The sequence below is a fragment of the Demequina sediminis genome (assembly GCF_039545075.1).
GTDB lineage: Bacteria > Actinomycetota > Actinomycetes > Actinomycetales > Demequinaceae > Demequina > Demequina sediminis.
This window is the reverse complement of sequence record NZ_BAABRR010000002.1, coordinates 178,409-195,170: the sequence shown is the minus strand read 5'-3', so window position 1 is coordinate 195,170 and position 16,762 is coordinate 178,409. Positions and strand designations below refer to the sequence as shown.

Here is a 16,762-nt window from a genome sequence, read left to right as displayed (position 1 = left end):
TCATGGCGGGCGTGTACCGCCTGCAACCCGCCCTTCAGCGCTATGCGTGGGGCATGACCGACGTCATCGAGTCCCTCGTGGGTTGCGAGCCGTCCGGGGAGCCCGTCGCCGAGGCATGGTGGGGGGCGCACGCGTCCGCGCCGGCGCTCGCTCGCGTCGATCCGCACGCCGCTGCGGTTCCCCTCGATGCCGTGATCGCAAGCGACCCGCGCGCGATGTTGGGGGACGAGCACTCGACGCGGTGGGAGCGCCTCCCGTACCTCCTCAAGGTGCTGGCCATCGCCCGGCCGCTGTCGCTGCAGGTGCACCCGACCCTCGACCAGGCTCACGCGGGCTATGCGGACGAGGACCGCCGCGGCACGCCCATGGGTGATCCGCGGCGCACGTTCAAGGACCGGCTCCACAAGCCCGAGATGGTGGTCGCGCTCACGCCGATGACGCTGCTCACGGGCTTCCGGCCCGTGGCCGCCGTCGCGCGGGACCTCGTGACGATCGGCACTCCCCTCACGCGCCGGTGGGCGACGCTCCTCCTCGACGCGGGCACGGAGCCCGCTGTCGCGCTGCGCGACTACGTCGCCGAGGTGTTGCACGACCCCGAGGCCGCCGGTTCGATCGACGCCCTCATCGCGGCGGGAGAGGCGCCCGGCGCGCCCGAGACGCTCGCGATCGCAGCGGCCGCCGCACGCCAATACCCGTGGGATCCGGGCGCCTTTGTCGCCGTCGCCCTCAACGTGGTCCACCTCGCGCCGCGTGAGGCGTGCTTCACCGGCGCGGGGGTCATCCACTCGTATCAGTCGGGGCTGGGCCTTGAGGTGATGGTCAACTCCGACAACGTGGTGCGCGCGGGGCTCACGCCCAAGCCCATCGACGTGGACCTGCTGATCGCGCTCACGGACGGCACGCCGACCCCGCCGCCGCGTGTCATCCCTCACATCGAGGGGCCCGTCGCGCGCTACATCGCACCGGTCGAGGAGTACGCCCTCTCTCTGGTTGAGCACGGCACAGCGACCTTCCCCGCCGGCCCGCGCATCGTCCTCACGTTCGCCGGCACCTCGCGACTGCGCACGCACCGCCAGGAGGTAGAACTCGCCCGCGGCGAGGCGGTCTTTGTGGCCGCCGCCGAGGGCGAGATCGAGGTTGAGTCCACGGGCGTCGCGGTGGTGGTGGAGGTGCCGTCTCCCACCCGCTGACCGGGGCCGATACCCTGGGCGCATGTCACTGCGTATCTCCGTCTTCGGCACCGGTTACCTGGGTGCCACCCACGCGGCCGGGATGGCCGAGCTCGGACACGAGGTCATCGGCGTCGACATCGACCCCGCGAAGATCGAGCGCCTGCAGCGAGGCGAGGTCCCGTTCTTCGAGCCGGGCCTGCCCGAGTTGCTGAAGAAGCACGTCGATTCGGGTCGGCTGCGCTTCACGACGGACGCCGCCGAGGCGGCAGAGTTCGCCGACGTCCACTTCATCGGGGTGGGGACGCCCCAGAAGAAGGGCGAGTACGCCGCCGACATGAGTTTTGTCGACGCGGTCATCGAGACCCTTGCGCCGCGGCTCACCCGGCCCGCCGTCATTCTGGGCAAGTCGACCGTCCCTGTGGGGACGGCGGCTCGCCTCGCGGCGCGCGTGAGGGAGCTCGCCCCCGTCGGGGGCGAGGCCCAGCTGGGCTGGAACCCCGAGTTCCTGCGTGAGGGCTTTGCCGTCGAGGACACGCTGCGGCCGGACCGGCTCGTGCTGGGTGTCGACAAGGACAACCCGGGGCGGATCGAGGAGGTCGCGCGCGAGGTGTATGCCGACGCGCTCAGCCGTGACACGCCCATCGTGGTGACGGACCTCGCGACCGCGGAGCTGGTCAAGGTCAGCGCCAACGCGTTCCTCGCGACCAAGATCTCGTTCATCAATGCGGTCGCCGAGGTCTGCGAGGCGACGGGCGCGGACGTCGCCGACCTCGCGGATGCGATCGGCTACGACGAGAGGATCGGCCGCAAGTTCCTGGGTGCCGGACTGGGCTTCGGCGGCGGCTGTCTGCCCAAGGACATTCGGGCGTTCATGGCGCGCGCCGACGAGCTCGGCTCGGGCCAGGCGCTGCGTTTCCTGCGCGAGGTCGACGACGTCAACCTGCGCCGCCGCGATCACGTGGTCGACCTTGCCGCGCGCGAGGCGGGCGGCTCGCTCAAGGGCGCCCGCATCGCGGTCCTGGGTGCGGCCTTCAAGCCCAACTCCGACGACGTGCGCGACTCGCCCGCGCTCGACATCGCTGGTCGTCTGCACCTGGGCGGCGCCGACGTGCGGGTCTTCGACCCCGAGGCGATGGCCAACGCCGCCGCCGTGTGGCCGACCCTCCACTTCGCCGACAACGCTCAGCAGGCGTGCGCGGACGCGGATGTCGTGATCGTGGCAACCGAGTGGTCGGAGTTCCGCACGCTCGACCCCGTGGCGCTCAAGGACGTGGTCGCGAAGCCGACCGTCATCGACGGCCGCAACTGCCTCCCCGCCGAGTCGTGGATCGGGGCAGGTTGGCGCTACCTGGGCCTGGGGCGCTATTCGTCATGAGCGACCTCATCGACACGACCGAGATGTATCTGCGGACTATCTACGAGTTGATCGAGGACGGCGTGACGCCCATGCGCGCCCGGCTGGCCGAGCACTTCGGTCACGCCGGGCCCACGGTCTCGCAGACCATTGCGCGCATGGAGCGTGACGGTCTCGTCGTCGTGTCGGAGGACCGTCATCTCGAACTCACGCCCGCCGGAGAGGAGGTCGCGATGCGCGTCATGCGCAAGCACCGCCTCGCCGAGCGGCTCCTCACCGACGTGATCGGTCTGGACCTCGCGCACGTCCACGACGAGGCGTGCCGCTGGGAGCACGTGATGAGCGAGCGGGTCGAGCGGCGCCTCCTCGAACTCCTCGACAGCCCGACCGTGTCGCCCTACGGCAACCCCATTCCCGGGCTTGCCGAGCTCGGTGTCGTCGAGGGAGCTCGCTCGGCCGGAGAGGGGCGCGTGACGGACCTTCTCGACGCCGGTGTGACGGATGTCACACTCACCAGGATAGGCGAGCACCCGCAGGCGGACCTCGATCTACTAGCGGTGATGGTCGAGAACGGCGTGTTGCCAGGCGCGATCGTGCGCCTCGCGCCGGCCGATGCCGGGGTGGGTATCACGAGCACTCAGGGCGGTCTCGTGATGGGCCGCGAGCACGCTCGTCACATCTTCGGCTTGCCTTCTTGAGGATGTTTGATAAATTTTCGGTAACAACGACGGCCTTCAAGGCAAGGAGACTTACTCCGCGGTGCCCCTCACAAGAGGACACGCTCGAAGATGACGCGAGCGGCGGGGCACAGAAACATCGACGCGCAGACGGCGCGGAAGGAACGGAAATTTGAAGTACGGATACATGCGCGCCAAGACGCGCGCCGTGGCCGCAGCAGCGGGCGCAGCGCTTGTCGTGGTCCCGCTGACCGGTGCCGCCGCGGCCGCCCTGGTCACCACTGAACCCCTCGAGACTGACACCGGAGTCGACGTCGCCTCGGCCTACACCGCCGACGTGGCAGCGATCCCCGCGCTCACCACCGACGAGGAGGCCGGCGACTACACGATCGACACCCCCACGGTGCAGGTCAAGGTCCCGCCGCCCCCGCCCCCGCCCGAGCCCGAGCCCGAGCCGGTCGCGGAGGCCCCCGCCTCCTCGTCCTCCTCCAGCGGAGCCACGGCCGTCGCGAAGACGCAGACGGTCCAGCCGTCCGCAAACGTGCAGGCCGCGATCTCCGGATCCGCGATCATCGCGGAGGCCGCCAAGTACGTGGGCGTGCCTTACGTCCTGGGCGGGAGCACCCCGTCCGGCTTTGACTGCACAGGATTCGTGTCGTACGTCTATCGGGCCTTCGGCATTTCGCTGCCGCGCTCGTCGGGCGCGTACTACAACGTGGGCACGCGAGTCTCCGACCCCCAGCCCGGCGACCTGATTGTGTCGCCCGGCCACGTGGGCATCTACGCGGGTCCCAACCTGCAGATCGACTCGCCGCGTCCCGGCAAGACCATCCAGTTCCGCCCGATCTGGCAGTCGAACCCGATCTACGTCCGCGTCACCGGCTGATCGCGCACGCCCCACGAAGGCCGTCACCCTCCCGGGTGGCGGCCTTCGTCGTGTGTGGGCCCGGGCATCGTCCCCGCATCCCCCGGTTCGCGTCCCGACGTGGCGTTGAGTGCTCCCGGACCGGGCTACCGTGGAGCCATGAGGACGACAACGGTGCCGAATCTTGGACGCGAGATCTCCCTGGTGGGACTCGGAACGTGGCAACTGGGTGGCGACTGGGCCACCGTCGGCGACGAGACCGCGCAGGAGGTGCTCGCGGCGGCCGCCGACGCGGGAACGCGCCTCTTCGACACGGCGGACGTGTACGGTGACGGCCGCTCGGAGAAGGCGATCGGGCGGTTCCTTGCGGGCCGCACGGACCGCGGCGAGTTCACGGTCATCACCAAGATGGGCCGGCGTGCGAACCCGCACACCCCCGAGGAGTACACGCTCGACCACTACCGCGCGTGGACGGACCGCTCGCGCGAGAACCTGGGCGTCGACACCCTCGACCTGGTGCAGCTGCACTGCCCGCCCACGGCGGTGTTCGGCGACGAGCGCGTCTACGACGACCTGCGCACGCTGCAGCAGGAGGGGCGGATCGCGCGGTGGGGCGTGTCCGTCGAGCTGGTGGACGAGGCCCTCGCGGCGCTCGAGCAGCCCGACCTCGCCACCATTCAGATCATCGTCAACATCTTCCGCCGCAAGCCGCTTGAGCGAGTGCTTCCCGAGGCGCGCGAGAAGGGTGTCGGGATCATCGCGCGCCTGCCGCTCGCATCGGGGCTGCTGTCGGGCAAGTACGACGAGCACACGACGTTCGCGCCCGAGGACCACCGGACGTGGAACCGCGACGGCGCCAAGATGAACATCGGCGAGACGTTCTCCGGCATCCCGTTCGAGGTGGGAGTGGCGGCTGCCCGCGAGGTCGCCGCGCTCACCCCCGAGGGCTGGGCGACGTCGCAGATGGCGCTCGGCTGGCTCGCGCAGGTGGGCGTCGCCACGATGATCCCCGGCGCCTCCAAGCCCTCACAAGCGCGCTCCAACGCCGAAGCCGCGGAGTTCCCCGAGCTTCCGGCCGCGACCATGGCGGCGCTCGAGGACATCTACGACCGCTTCTGCAGGGAGCACGTCCACCACCTGTTCTAGGCCGATGCGCGAGCGGGTACCCTGGTGCGGTCACCCCGGCGCCTGTAGCTCAGGGGATAGAGCACCGCTCTCCTAAAGCGGGTGTCGACAGTTCGAATCTGTCCAGGCGCACTTCTGCGGTGTCGTCTCCACGCTCGTAGACTGAGAGTGATCTCGTCGAGGAGGTCCGGTGATGAGGCGCCTGCGGCGGCGTCGCTGGCCACGATGGCTTGTCGGCATGCTCGCCGCGATGATGGTGGCGACGGGCTGCTCCGGTGGCTCGCAGCCAGTCCCGAGCGCGGCCCCGAGCGGCGGCGTCACCGAGACCCCGCTACCCACCTCCATACCCGACCCCCTGCCGACGCACGGGCCGTCCGCGACTCCGACCGGCATCGTCGCCCCGAGCACTACGCCGACCCCGACCGCCGCCCCGCGCGTGACGCCTACCCCCACACCGCCGGCGCCCCAGCCACCAGCGCCCCAGCCGCCCGCGCCCGCCACCCTCGACCGGGCGGTGTGGGTCCACCTCTTCGACGGGTCGCTCAAGACTCGCGAGGGCATCGCGCGGGTGGTCGAGCGGCTCGACGGCGCGCGTGCCACGGCAATCGTCGCGGAGGTGGTGCGCCGCCACGACGCGTACTACGACTCGGACGTCCTGCCCCGCACGCCGGACCCCGCTCTCGAACCGGGTCTCGACGTGCTCGCTACGCTGATCTCCGAGGCGCATGCGGCGGGTCTCGAGGTGCACGCGTGGATTCCCGTCGCCCCGACCTGGCACGCCGCATACGACGGCCTTCCCGCCCCCGCCGGCTGGCTGCCCGCCGAGCACGGACTTGCGGCGCCCGAGCGCGACCGATGGGTCACGCGCACGGTCGACGGCGAGTGGACCGAGTACCTGGATCCGGCGCTTCCCGAGGTGCGCGAGCACGTCGCGGCCGTCGTGCGCGAGATCGCCGAGGACTACGACGTCGATGGCATTCACCTCGACTACGTCCGTTACGCCTCGCAGCGCCACGGATATCACCCGCGTGCACTCGCGCGCTATCGGGAGGCGACGGGCACCACGGCCACGCCCGCGCCGGACGACGCCGCGTGGTCGCGATGGCGCCGCGCCCAGGTCGACGCGCTCGTCGCGGACGCGGGCCGCGCGATCGATGCCGCGGGAAGCGACGCCGTGCTCTCGGCGGCGGTGATCGCGTGGGGGGACGGGCCGGGTGGGTCGTCCGTGCGGGACTTCGAGGACACGGCCGCGTTCCGCGAGGCGCTCCAGGACTGGGAGGGTTGGGCCGAGCGCGACCTGGTCGATGTCCTCATGCCCATGGACTACTTCCGCGAGGCGGACGCCCAGCAGTCGGCGTGGCTGCGGCGCTGGCTCGACTACCAGGCGGGACTCGAGCGCCGCACGGGCACCCCCGTGGTGCCGGGGATCGCCGGCTACCTCAACTCGCCGCGCGACGCGCTCACCCAGGTGGGCCTCGCGGACGCTCGGCTCGGCTCGGTTGCGGTGTACTCGTATCAGGGCTCGACCAACGATCCGGAGCGTCCGCTGTGGGCCAGCCTTGCGGCCAGCGACTGGGGCGGGTAGTCACCGGGACCATGGGCACTGTCGCGAGCGCGCGGCCGCTGCGAGACTGCCGCCGAGCGACCGGGGGGAGACGGCGGTGACGTCACGCGACCACGCCGATGCCGTCGACGCCGAGTCTTTCGACGCCGTGATCGTCGGAGGCGGCGCCGCGGGGTTGTCGCTCGTGTGCCATCTCGCACACGCCGGCTGGCGCGGGCGGCTCGCGATCGTCGACGACGGTGACCACCCGCACGCACACCGGTCGTGGGCGTGGTGGGGTCGCGGAGCGGGCCTGCTCGACGCACACGCCACCGCTCGCTTCCACCACCTTGAGGCGGCCGGTCCCACGTGGCGTCGCCACGCCCCTCTCGCTCCCCACACGTATCTCTCGATCACCGGCTTCGCGCTCGCCGAGGCGGCGCAGGCCGCGCTGGCCGAGCTGGACGGCGGCGTGCGGGTCGCCGGGCGCGCGCTCGGGATCGCGCAGGAGGACGATGCCGGGGTCGTGACCGTCGACATGCCGCGGGGCGGCGTGACGCGCCTGCGGGCGCCGTGGGTCTTCGACAGCGTGGGCCCCGGCGCCACCCGGGTCGATCCGCGGTCGGCCCCTCATCTCGACTTCCTGGGACTCCACGTCGAATCCGATCGGGACGTGTTCGATGGGGACGCGGTGACCCTCATGGACTTCCGCACCGGCCAGCGTGACGGCGTCGCCTTCGTCTACGTGCTGCCGTCGTCGCCGCGGACGGCGCTGGTCGAGCGCACCGTCTTCGTCCACCCTGGCGCGCGCGGGCGGGTTCGCGGCGGCCACGAGGCCGAGCTCGCCACGTATCTGCGCGACACTCTCGCCCTGCCCGACGCGCGCGTCACGGGTCGCGAGGAGGGCCTCATCCCGCTCGTCGCCCACGCGTCCGCCCGACCCGGCGGGGGCATCGTCCCCATCGGGGCGCGTGCCGGAATGGTGCGCGCGAGCACGGGCTACGCGTTTGCGCGCATCCAGCGCCACAGCGAGGGGATCGCGCGGCGGCTCGTGGCCGAACGCGACCCTCGTCGCGCCGCGGCGCCCGAGCGCTGGCCTCGGCTGCTCGACGCCGCGCTGCTGCGGGTGATCCGCGCGGATCCCGACGCCGTGCGCGAGGCCTTCGCCGCGATGCTCACGGCTCACCCGCCGGCCCGCACGCTGCGCTTCCTCGACGGCGAGGCGAGCCTCGCCGACCACGTGCGGATCTTCGCCTCGCTGCCGTTGCTGCGCTTCGCGCGCGCACAGGTGAGCGACCTTCGTCCCACCGCGAGCCGGCGTCGCCGTCCTACCGTGGACAGATGAGCCGCTGGTTCAGGCGCCACCTCGAGATGATCGTGCTGGTCACCTCGGCCTCGCTGCTGGCCGGGGGAGGGCTCGCGTGGTGGGCGGGGCTCTCCGGAGCGGCGCGCTCGGCGTGGATCGCGGGAGCCCTGCTGGGGCTCGCCTTCGCTCTCGCGGCGACCGTGGACGCCGCCCGCCACCGCCGCCCCACGGTCGATGTCATCGCCGTGCTCGCGCTCGCGGGGGCGCTGTGGGTCGACGAGCCCCTCGCTGGCGCGATCATCACCCTCATGCTCGCCACGGGTCAGGTCCTGGAGGCACGCGCGGACGCCCGCGCGCGTCGCGAGCTGAGCCTGCTCACCGCGCGCGCGCCGCGCACCGCGCGACGCGTCACGCCCGGCGGCATCGTCGACGTGTCGGTGGACGATGTCGGGGTCGGGGAACGCCTGCTGGTGCGCCCCGGCGAGGTGGTGCCCGTCGACGGGCGCGTCGTGAGCGCCTCGACATTCGACGAGGCCGCGCTCACGGGTGAGCCGATGCCCGTCGCGCGTCCCGCGGGTGACGACGTGCGCTCGGGAGTGGTCAATGTCGGCGCGCCGGTGGAGATCGTCACGACCACGACGGCGTCCACGTCGACCTATGCGGCGCTGGTGCGCCTCGTGGAGCAGGCGCAGGCGTCCTCCGCTCCGTTCGTGCGCGCCGCGGATCGCTGGGCAATCGCGTTCGTTCCGCTGACGCTCGTGCTCGCGTGTGTCGCGTGGTGGGCCGCGGGCGATCCCGTGCGGGCGGTCGCGGTGCTCGTGGTCGCGACGCCGTGCCCGCTGCTGCTCGCCGCCCCCATCGCGATCGTGTCCGGCCTGTCGCGAGCGGCACGGATGGGCGTGGTGATCAAGGGTGGCGGCGCGCTCGAGCGACTCGCGCGGGCGCGCGTCGTCGTCTTCGACAAGACGGGAACGCTCACGCGGGGCCGCCCGACGCTCACCGACGTGCTCGTGCGTGAGGCGACGGCCGACGAGGCGTTGCGCCTCGCGGCCTCGCTCGAGCAGGTGAGCGCCCACGTGCTCGCGGGTCCGATCGTCGAGGCGGCGCGTGCGCGCGGCCTCGCGCTCGAGCTGCCCGAGGCGGCCGAGGAGATTCACGGCCAGGGCGTCGCGGGCACGGTCGACGGGCGGCGCGTGCGCGTGGGTCGGCCGTCGTGGATCGTGGGGGAGCGCCCCGACGCGTGGACGCGCCAGGTGCGCAGGCGGGCCGACCTGGACGGGTCGATGTCGGCGCTCGTCGAACTCGACGGCCGTGTCGCGGCGGCGCTGCTCCTGCACGACCCCATTCGCCCCGACGCGCCCCGCATGGTGCGTGCGCTGCGCGCCGTGGGGGTCTCGCGCATCGTGCTCGCGACGGGAGACCGCGACGACGTCGCGGCGATGGTGGGACGCATCGTGGCGGTCGACGCGGTGCTCGCCGAATGCACGCCGGCGGACAAGCTCGCCGCGCTTGAGCGAGAGGCGGCACACGGCTCGACCGTCATGGTGGGGGACGGCATCAACGATGCCCCCGCGCTCGCGGCGGCCGACGTGGGCGTCGCCCTCGCCGCCCGCGGATCCACCGCCTCGTCGGAGGCCGCGGATGTGGTGCTGACCGTCGATCGTGTCGACGCGCTCGCCGACGCGATGCTGATCGCGCGTCGCTCACGCCGAATCGCGCTGCAGGCCGTCGCCGTCGGCATGGGGCTGTCGCTGGTGGCGATGATCGCCGCGGCGCTGGGATACCTGTCGCCGACCGCGGGTGCCGCCCTCCAGGAGGCAATCGACCTGCTCGCGATCGCGATCGCATTGCGCGCGGTGGTGCCCACGCGCATGCATTCGATCGTGCTGTCTCCCGAGGACCGTGCGACCCTCGCTTCGCTGCGCGTCGAGCACGACTCCCTGGCGCCGCTCGTCGAGAGCGTCGCGAGCGTGGCGGATGCCCTGACGAGCGCGAGGCCCGATCTCGGCGACGCCCGCGCGTTGGTCGCGTCCCTCGAGAGCGACCTGCTGCCGCACGAACGCGCGGACGAGGAGCGGCTGGTGCCCGTGGTCGCGCGCGCGCTCGGTTCCACGGAGGCCGTCGCTGCGCTCAGCCGCACGCATGCCGAGATCGAACACCAGGTCGCGCGCGTCAGACGGCTCCTCGACACCGTCGACGGCGGCGCGACCGCGGAGGACGTGGTCGAGCTGCGGCGCATGCTGTACGGGCTGTATGCCGTGCTGAAGCTCCACAACGCCCAGGAGGACGAGGGCGCGTTCAGCCTGGTGCCGGTGGGCTCGGCGTGACGGCACGGTGGCAGGATGGCGAGATGCCGCACCGTCATCTCGAACACGAGCCGTGGGACCCGCATCTCGCCACCGAGGGGAGGGACCCGCGCGACGTCTATGACGAGGCGCGTGGACGATGCCCGGTCGCGCCGCGCGTGGGTGGCGGGTGGACGGTCTTTGGTCACGCAGCCGCCGTGGAGGTCGCGTCGCGCTCCGACCTGTACTCGAACGCGGTGTCGCGCTTCCTGCAGGTGCCCAACGGCCTCGACGGCCCTCGCCACGCCGCGGTGCGGCGCGCCATCGACCCGCTCTTCGAGGCGGCGCGCATGCGTGACCTCGAGCCGCGCATCGCGCGCGTCGCGAGCGCGCTGGTCGCTGAGATCGCGCTGCCCGCTCGCGTCGACGCGGTCGCTTTGGGGGCGCGCTTCGCGGTCCGCGCGCAGTGCGCGTGGCTGGGCTGGCCCGCCGACCTCGAGGAGGAGCTCCTCGCGTGGATGGCCGACAACCACGCCGCGACCCGGTCCAGGGACACGAGGCGCACGGCTGCCGTGGCCGAGCGCTTCGATGCGATCATCACGCGCCTCACCGCGGAGCGCCGCGCTGCTGGCACCGATGCCCCGGACGACGTCACCACCGAGTTGCTGCGCGTGCGCGTGGAGGGTGAGCCACTCACGGATCCCGAGGTCACGTCGATCCTGCGCAACTTCACCGGCGGCGACCTCGGGTCCATGGCGCTCTGCGCGGGAGTGATCCTCACGTACATCGCGGACCACCCACCACTTCAGTCGCGCCTCCGGTCGGGAGTCTCCGACGCCGAAGGTGACGCGATCCTCGACGAGATCCTGCGCATCGATGACCCGTTCCTCGCGAACAGGAGGCGCGCGAGCGTCGACACGTCGCTCGCCGGACACGAGATCGCCGCGGGAGACGTGGTCATCGTCAACTGGACCGCGGCCAACCGTGACCCCGCGGCGTTCGGCGATCCCGACGCCTTCGCCCCCAAGGCGAACCGCGACGCCAATCTGGTCTACGGCATCGGCCCTCACGTCTGTCCGGGACGGCCCCTCGCGACCCTCGAACTACGGGTCCTGGTGCGCGAGGTGCTCGCACGCACCTCGGAGATCGCGGTCGATTCCGAGCGGACTCGCGTCCGCTCCATGCCGCCGCTCGGCGGGTTCGAGGAGGCGCCGCTCGTCTTGAGGTGAGCCGCGCGCGCGTACCCTTGCACACCATGGGAATCGTGCCGGAGTCCGGCCGCGGCGCCGCGGCCCGAGTCGGCGCACACCTCGACGCGTCCGCCGCCGCCGATCCTCACACGCTGCGTGCGCACAATCTGGGCATCGTCATGCGCATGCTGCGTGACCACGGCAGCCTCACGCGCAAGGACATCGAGCAGTCGACCGGGCTGGTGGCCGCCTCGGTCACCAATCTGCTGGCCGATCTCTCGGGCAGGCGGCTGGTGCGCGACGTGCGCGGCGGCGGCGCCGAGGCGCGCGGCCGCGGGCGCCCGCGCGTCATGGTCGAGCAGGTGCCCGACCGATGCCTGGCGCTGGCGGTCCGCATCGAACGCACCCGGGTGACCGCGGAGGTGCACTCGAGTGCCGGGGTGCTGCTCGACTCTGCCTCGCGCTCCGTGACGCTCGCATGGGGTCAACCGGGCGATGTCGCGCACGCCGTCGCCGGCCTCGTGGCGCGCGCCGAGGGCATCGCCGCGGATCACGGCGGGCTGCTCCTCGCGTGTGTCGTGACGGTCCCCGGGCCCGTGAGCCACGAGAACCGGATCGCGGACTCGGTCGAGTTCGGGTGGGGTCACCTTGAGCTCGTCGAGCTCATCCGCGCCGCAGGGGTGCCCTCGGAGCTGCCGCTCGAGGTGATCAACGACTCGAACGCCGCCGCGCTCGCGGAGCACTTCGCGCTGCCGTTGCCGCGTCCGGGCGTCATGCTCTATGTCGAGGCCAGCATCGCGGCAGGAGTGGGCGGCGGCGTGATCGCGGACGGGCGCATTCTCACCGGCGGTCGCGGTTTTGGCGGCGAACTGGGTCACGTCACGGTCGATTGGCGCGGGCGGCCGTGCCACTGCGGAGCGAACGGTTGCCTGTCGGCGTACATCGGCCCGGACGCGCTGTTGACGTCGGCGCGGCTCGTGGATCACGCGCAGCTCGCGGGCCGTCAGGCGGCCATGGATGAATTCCGCGCGCGACTGACCCGCGGGGAGAAGCGCGCGGTCGACGTCGCGCTGCGCGCGGGCGACATCCTGGGCGCGGGAATGCGCTCGGTCTATGACGTCATCAACCCCACCACGCTGGTGCTGGGCGGATACCTGGCGGGCATGAGGCGCTGGATCGAGCCCGGCATCCAGATGCAGCTCGCTCCGCGCACCGAGAAGCTCGCGCCCGTGGCCGTCGAGTCCGGCCGACTCGGCAGGCGCGCGGGCCTCGTGGGTGCCGCGCGACACGGGCTGCTGCCGCTGTTCGACGACCCGACCCTGGTGCCGCCGGCCTCCTAGCCGCCTCCTCACCTGCGCGGCTCCGCCACACGATTTCGCGGCTCCGCCACACGGGCCTCGGCGTGTCGCCGGCGTGTCGCGCCCAAGAGGGCGGTTGAGGGCCGATGCAGGGGGGGCTTGTGTGGCGGAGCCGCGAGTGGGCGCGGTGTGGCGGAGCCGCGAGTGGGCGCGGTGTGGCGGAGCCGCGAGTGGGCGCGGTGTGGCGGAGCCGCGAGTGGGCTTGTGTGGCGGAGCCGCGAGTGGGCGCAGGGTGACCTTCGTCCCGCGGCGCCACCATCTAATAGACATACGCTCATTAGTGGATGGACTGTCCCCCATCCGAAGGAGCCAACGATGTCGACCGCCTTTTCCCACGTCCTGCAGCCCGGTCGAATCGGCGACCTTGAGCTGCGCAACCGCGTCATCATGGTCCCGATGGGCACCGCGATGGGTGACCACGACGGCCACCTCACGGACCGCGAGATCGCCTACTAAGCCGAGCGCGCCAAGGGTGGCGCGGGGCTGGTCGTGACGGGCATCAATGCCGTGACCGACGACTACGAGGTCATCAACGAGGGGCTCGGCCGCGTCGACTCCGACGCCGCGATTCCTGGACTCACCAAGCTCGCCGAGGCCGTGCACGCGCACGGCGGCGCGATCTCGGTCCAGCTCACCGCGGGACTGGGGCGCAACATCAACAACGTCGACCCCGCGCGTCCGCCGATCTCCGCGTCCGACAACCCCCACTGGCTCGTTCCTGGAGTCGTGTGCCGCGCGCTCGAGGTGGACGAGATCGCCGTGATCGTGCAGCGCTTCAGGGAGGCCGCGGCCCGCTGCAAGGCCGCTGGCATCGACGCGATCGACATCCACGGCCACACCGGCTACCTGATCGACCAGTTCATGTCCCCCCAGTGGAACCGCCGCGAGGACCAGTACGGCGGCTCCGTCGAGAACCGCTGCCGTTTCGCGACGGAGATCATCGCCGCCGTCAAGGAGGGGGCGCCGGGCCTGCCCGTGAGCTTCCGGCTCAGCGTTGACCACCGCTACGAGGGCGGGCGCACGCCCGAGGACTCGAAGCAGATCGCGCGCGTGCTCGAGTCGGCCGGCCTCGACCTCATGATGGCGGACGAGGGCTCGTACGAGGCCATGGACTATGTCTTCCCGCCCTACTACCTGGGCGACAACTGCATGATGGGCGCCGCGGCGGCCATGAAGGAGGTGCTGTCCATCCCCGTGCTCGGCTGCGGCAACCTCACCCCCGAGCGCGCCGAGGCGGCGATCGCCGCGGGCGAGATGGAGTTCGCCGGAATCGGCCGCGCCCTCATCGCGGATCCCGAGTGGGCGCTCAAGCTCGCCGAGGGCCGCCGCGAGGACATCCGCCCGTGCATCCGCTGCAACCAGCTGTGCGTGGGCAACGCGTTCGTCGGCAAGCCCCTCGGATGCGCGGTCAACCCGGCGGTCGGCTACGAGCGCGAGCGCGTCCTCACCCCCGCGCCTGCGAGCAAGCGCGTCGCGATCGTGGGCGCCGGCCCGGCCGGCCTCGAGGCGGCGCGGGTCGCCGCCCTGCGCGGGCACACGGTTGACGTGTACGAGAAGGGCGAGCAGCTGGGAGGCGTGCTGTGGCCCGCCGCAACCCCGGAGTTCAAGAAGGAACTGCGCTCGATGATCTTCTGGTGGGAGCGCCAGCTGAGGGACCTGCCCGTGACGGTGCACACCGGCGTCGAGATCGCCCCGGACTCGCCCGAGCTCGACGGCGCGGATGCGGTGATCCTCGCGACCGGCTCGACCCCGCTCACCCCGCCCATCCCTGGCCTCGACGGCGAGCACGTGGTGGACGTGATCGACGCCCACCTGGGCGCGGAACTCGGCCACCGGATCGTCGTGTGCGGCGGCGGGCTGTCGGGCGCCGACTTCGCTCTCGAGGCTGCCCAGGACGGCCACGACGTCACGATCGTCGAGATGGCCGACGGCATCGCCGCCGACCTCCTGATGATCAACCGCATCACCCTCATGCGCGACCTCGCGGAGGCCGGGATCACCCTCCTGACCGGCCACACCGTGACCGCGGTGGACCCCACCGGCGTGACCGTGGGCGGCCCCGACGGGCCCGTTCACATCGCCGCCGACACGGTGGTCTCCGCATTCGGCGTCCGGCCGGCCACCCGCCTGGTCGAGGCGCTCGCGGACCGGGAGGGCGTGGTCGCTATCGGCGACTGCGTCCGTCCCGCCAAGGTGGGCGACGCGATCAACGCCGGCTTCGAGGCCGCGTTCGCGCTGTAGCCCACCGCAGGGGGACGATGCGCGGGTCACCCGCCCGCGCATCGTCCCGTCTCGCGGTGGTCGTGCGGCCCTGCCGCACGCCATCCCTGGGTCCGAGGTCCGGCGCGAAGGCCGCGCCACGCCCGTAGCGTGACCGCAACCGAGGGAGGAACCGTGACCGCCGCGCGCCCGGATGCCGCATCACCTGATCGCGCGCGCGCCCGCGCCGCGTGGGCCGTGCTGTTCGCAGGCATCGCGCTGTACTTCGTCGCGGTCGTCAACCGCACGGCCCTGGGTGTCGCCGGCGTCGAGGCGATCGAGCGATTCGGGATCGAGGCCACGTGGCTGTCGATTCTCGCGGTCGCGCAGATCGCGACGTACGCGGCGCTGCAGCTCCCCGCGGGCGCACTGCTCGATCGGTGGGGGCCGCGCCGCGTCATGATCGGCGGCGCGGTGCTCATTGCGGCGGGCACCGCACTGCTTGCCGTGACGACGAGCCTGCCCCTCGCGATCCTCGCGCGCGTGCTGATCGGCGCGGGCGACGCCCCCATCTTCATCTCCGCGTGTCGGCTCATCCCGCAGTGGTTCCCCGCGCGGCGCGTCCCGCTGCTGGTGCAGGTGACCGGCTTCGCGGGGCAGGCGGGTCAGCTCGCCACCGCGGTGCCCGTCGCCTGGCTGCTGCGCGAACAGGGCTGGACCGTGGCCTTCGCGACCCTCGCCGCGGTGACGTTGGGACTCGCGGCCCTCGCCGCGGCGGGCGTGCCGGCGCGCGCGCCCTCCGCCACGGCATCGTCCCCTCGCCAGGTCGAGCCGCTGCTGCCCGCGATCCGCGCGGCCACCCGGCCCGCTGGCACGCGGCTGGGCTTCTGGACGCACTTCCTGTCGCTGTTCTCCGCGAACACCATGGCGCTGCTGTGGGGCGTGCCGTTCTTCGTGACGGCGCAGGGCCGGTCCGCCGCGGAGGCGAGCCTGCTGCTCACGGTCGTGACGCTCGCCAAGATGGCGGCGGGTCCCCTCGCGGGCATCTACACCGCCCGGCATCCGTTGCGCCGCAGCTGGCTCGTGCTCGCGTCCGCCGTCGCGACCGCTCTCGCATGGCTCGCCCTGCTGGGCCCGTCGACGCCGCGCCCGCTGTGGCAGCTGTGCCTCTTCATGGCCGTGATCGGGGCGGGCGGGCCCGTGTCGCTCATCGCGATGGACTACGCCCGAACGTTCAGCCCCGAGGAGCGGCTGGGAACCGCGACCGGATTCGTGAACATCGGTGGATTTGTCGCGACCATCGTGTCGATCCTGCTCGTCGGCGTGACGCTCCAGCTGGTGTCGCCTCCCGGCGCGGACACGTACACGCTCGACCAGTACCGGATCGCGTTCGCGACGCTCGCGATTCCGTGGGCGCTGGGGCTCGCGGGAGTGCTGCGCAACCGCCGCCTCGCGCGCGCCGACATGGCCCGCGACGGCATTCACGTGCCCCCGCTGCGCGAGGTGCTGCGCCGGCGTCGCTGACCTCCCATGGTGGCGTTCACATCCGGTCTCTCGGCCGGTTTGACGCGGGGGCGGGGTGCGGCCCACAATCAGGCCAACAGTGCGTGTCGGCTGCACAAGTCGGCGCGCACTGTCTCTTTGTCCGGGCAGGCTCCGCGAGGGCTTCCGATGGGGGACGATGCGGC

At 72.3% G+C, this 16,762-nt stretch carries 13 protein-coding genes, 1 tRNA gene and 1 pseudogene; all 15 read left to right on the top strand.

What is annotated here, in order from left to right:
* Positions 1-2 precede the first annotated feature (2 nt).
* The 15 genes and pseudogenes from manA (at position 3) to ABEA62_RS02850 (ending at position 16,598) form a co-directional block, all read left to right on the top strand.
* Complete coding sequence (gene manA, locus ABEA62_RS02920) at positions 3-1,190, top strand: mannose-6-phosphate isomerase, class I (RefSeq protein ID WP_286214072.1); 1,188 nt, start codon at positions 3-5, stop codon at positions 1,188-1,190.
* Between the two features lie 28 nt (positions 1,191-1,218).
* On the top strand, positions 1,219-2,547 hold the full coding sequence (locus ABEA62_RS02915; RefSeq protein ID WP_286216729.1) for a UDP-glucose dehydrogenase family protein: 1,329 nt from the start codon (positions 1,219-1,221) through the stop codon (positions 2,545-2,547).
* A complete protein-coding gene (locus ABEA62_RS02910; protein ID WP_286214071.1) occupies positions 2,544-3,224 on the top strand; it encodes a metal-dependent transcriptional regulator in 681 nt (226 codons plus the stop codon). Before ABEA62_RS02915 ends, ABEA62_RS02910 begins: the two co-directional genes overlap by 4 nt.
* 151 nt (positions 3,225-3,375) lie before the next feature.
* Positions 3,376-4,089, top strand: coding sequence for a C40 family peptidase (locus ABEA62_RS02905; protein ID WP_286214070.1), 714 nt, complete (start codon positions 3,376-3,378; stop codon positions 4,087-4,089).
* 138 nt (positions 4,090-4,227) lie between these two features.
* Positions 4,228-5,214, top strand: a complete 987-nt coding sequence (locus ABEA62_RS02900; RefSeq protein ID WP_286214069.1) for an aldo/keto reductase — start codon at positions 4,228-4,230, stop codon at positions 5,212-5,214.
* A gap of 38 nt (positions 5,215-5,252) precedes the next feature.
* Positions 5,253-5,325 (top strand) — tRNA-Arg (locus ABEA62_RS02895).
* 61 nt (positions 5,326-5,386) lie between these two features.
* Entirely contained in the window at positions 5,387-6,778 is a 1,392-nt protein-coding gene (locus tag ABEA62_RS02890) for a glycoside hydrolase family 10-like protein (RefSeq protein WP_286214068.1), read from the top strand.
* Positions 6,779-6,854: 76 nt separating this feature from the next.
* A complete protein-coding gene (locus ABEA62_RS02885) occupies positions 6,855-8,081 on the top strand; it encodes a lycopene cyclase family protein (protein WP_286214067.1) in 1,227 nt (408 codons plus the stop codon).
* Positions 8,078-10,369: a heavy metal translocating P-type ATPase gene (locus ABEA62_RS02880; protein ID WP_345378467.1), complete on the top strand. Its 2,292-nt coding sequence runs from the start codon at positions 8,078-8,080 to the stop codon at positions 10,367-10,369. Before ABEA62_RS02885 ends, ABEA62_RS02880 begins: the two co-directional genes overlap by 4 nt.
* A gap of 23 nt (positions 10,370-10,392) precedes the next feature.
* Positions 10,393-11,556 carry a cytochrome P450 gene (locus ABEA62_RS02875; protein WP_286214065.1) on the top strand — a complete coding sequence of 388 codons (1,164 nt, stop codon included), beginning with the start codon at positions 10,393-10,395 and terminating at the stop codon, positions 11,554-11,556.
* 26 nt (positions 11,557-11,582) lie between these two features.
* Positions 11,583-12,857: an ROK family protein gene (locus ABEA62_RS02870; RefSeq protein ID WP_286214064.1), complete on the top strand. Its 1,275-nt coding sequence runs from the start codon at positions 11,583-11,585 to the stop codon at positions 12,855-12,857.
* A 333-nt stretch (positions 12,858-13,190) separates the two neighbouring features.
* Positions 13,191-13,331 carry a hypothetical protein gene (locus ABEA62_RS02865; protein ID WP_286214063.1) on the top strand — a complete coding sequence of 47 codons (141 nt, stop codon included), beginning with the start codon at positions 13,191-13,193 and terminating at the stop codon, positions 13,329-13,331.
* 15 nt (positions 13,332-13,346) lie between these two features.
* A pseudogene (locus tag ABEA62_RS02860) lies at positions 13,347-14,195 on the top strand (NADH:flavin oxidoreductase); the annotation flags it as partial.
* 48 nt (positions 14,196-14,243) lie between these two features.
* Positions 14,244-15,116, top strand: a complete 873-nt coding sequence (locus ABEA62_RS02855; RefSeq protein WP_286216728.1) for an NAD(P)/FAD-dependent oxidoreductase — start codon at positions 14,244-14,246, stop codon at positions 15,114-15,116.
* A 129-nt stretch (positions 15,117-15,245) separates the two neighbouring features.
* Positions 15,246-16,598, top strand: coding sequence for an MFS transporter (locus ABEA62_RS02850; RefSeq protein WP_286214062.1), 1,353 nt, complete (start codon positions 15,246-15,248; stop codon positions 16,596-16,598).
* Positions 16,599-16,762 lie beyond the last annotated feature (164 nt).

Bases quoted from the DNA above. Each gene is read 5' to 3' on its own strand.
- manA (WP_286214072.1), top strand. From the start codon at position 3: ATGGCGGGCGTGTACCGCCTGCAACCCGCCCTTCAGCGCTATGCGTGG.
- ABEA62_RS02910 (WP_286214071.1), top strand. From the start codon at position 2,544: ATGAGCGACCTCATCGACACGACCGAGATGTATCTGCGGACTATCTAC.
- ABEA62_RS02900 (WP_286214069.1), top strand. From the start codon at position 4,228: ATGAGGACGACAACGGTGCCGAATCTTGGACGCGAGATCTCCCTGGTG.
- ABEA62_RS02890 (WP_286214068.1), top strand. From the start codon at position 5,387: ATGAGGCGCCTGCGGCGGCGTCGCTGGCCACGATGGCTTGTCGGCATG.
- ABEA62_RS02880 (WP_345378467.1), top strand. From the start codon at position 8,078: ATGAGCCGCTGGTTCAGGCGCCACCTCGAGATGATCGTGCTGGTCACC.
- ABEA62_RS02875 (WP_286214065.1), top strand. From the start codon at position 10,393: ATGCCGCACCGTCATCTCGAACACGAGCCGTGGGACCCGCATCTCGCC.
- ABEA62_RS02870 (WP_286214064.1), top strand. From the start codon at position 11,583: ATGGGAATCGTGCCGGAGTCCGGCCGCGGCGCCGCGGCCCGAGTCGGC.
- ABEA62_RS02865 (WP_286214063.1), top strand. From the start codon at position 13,191: ATGTCGACCGCCTTTTCCCACGTCCTGCAGCCCGGTCGAATCGGCGAC.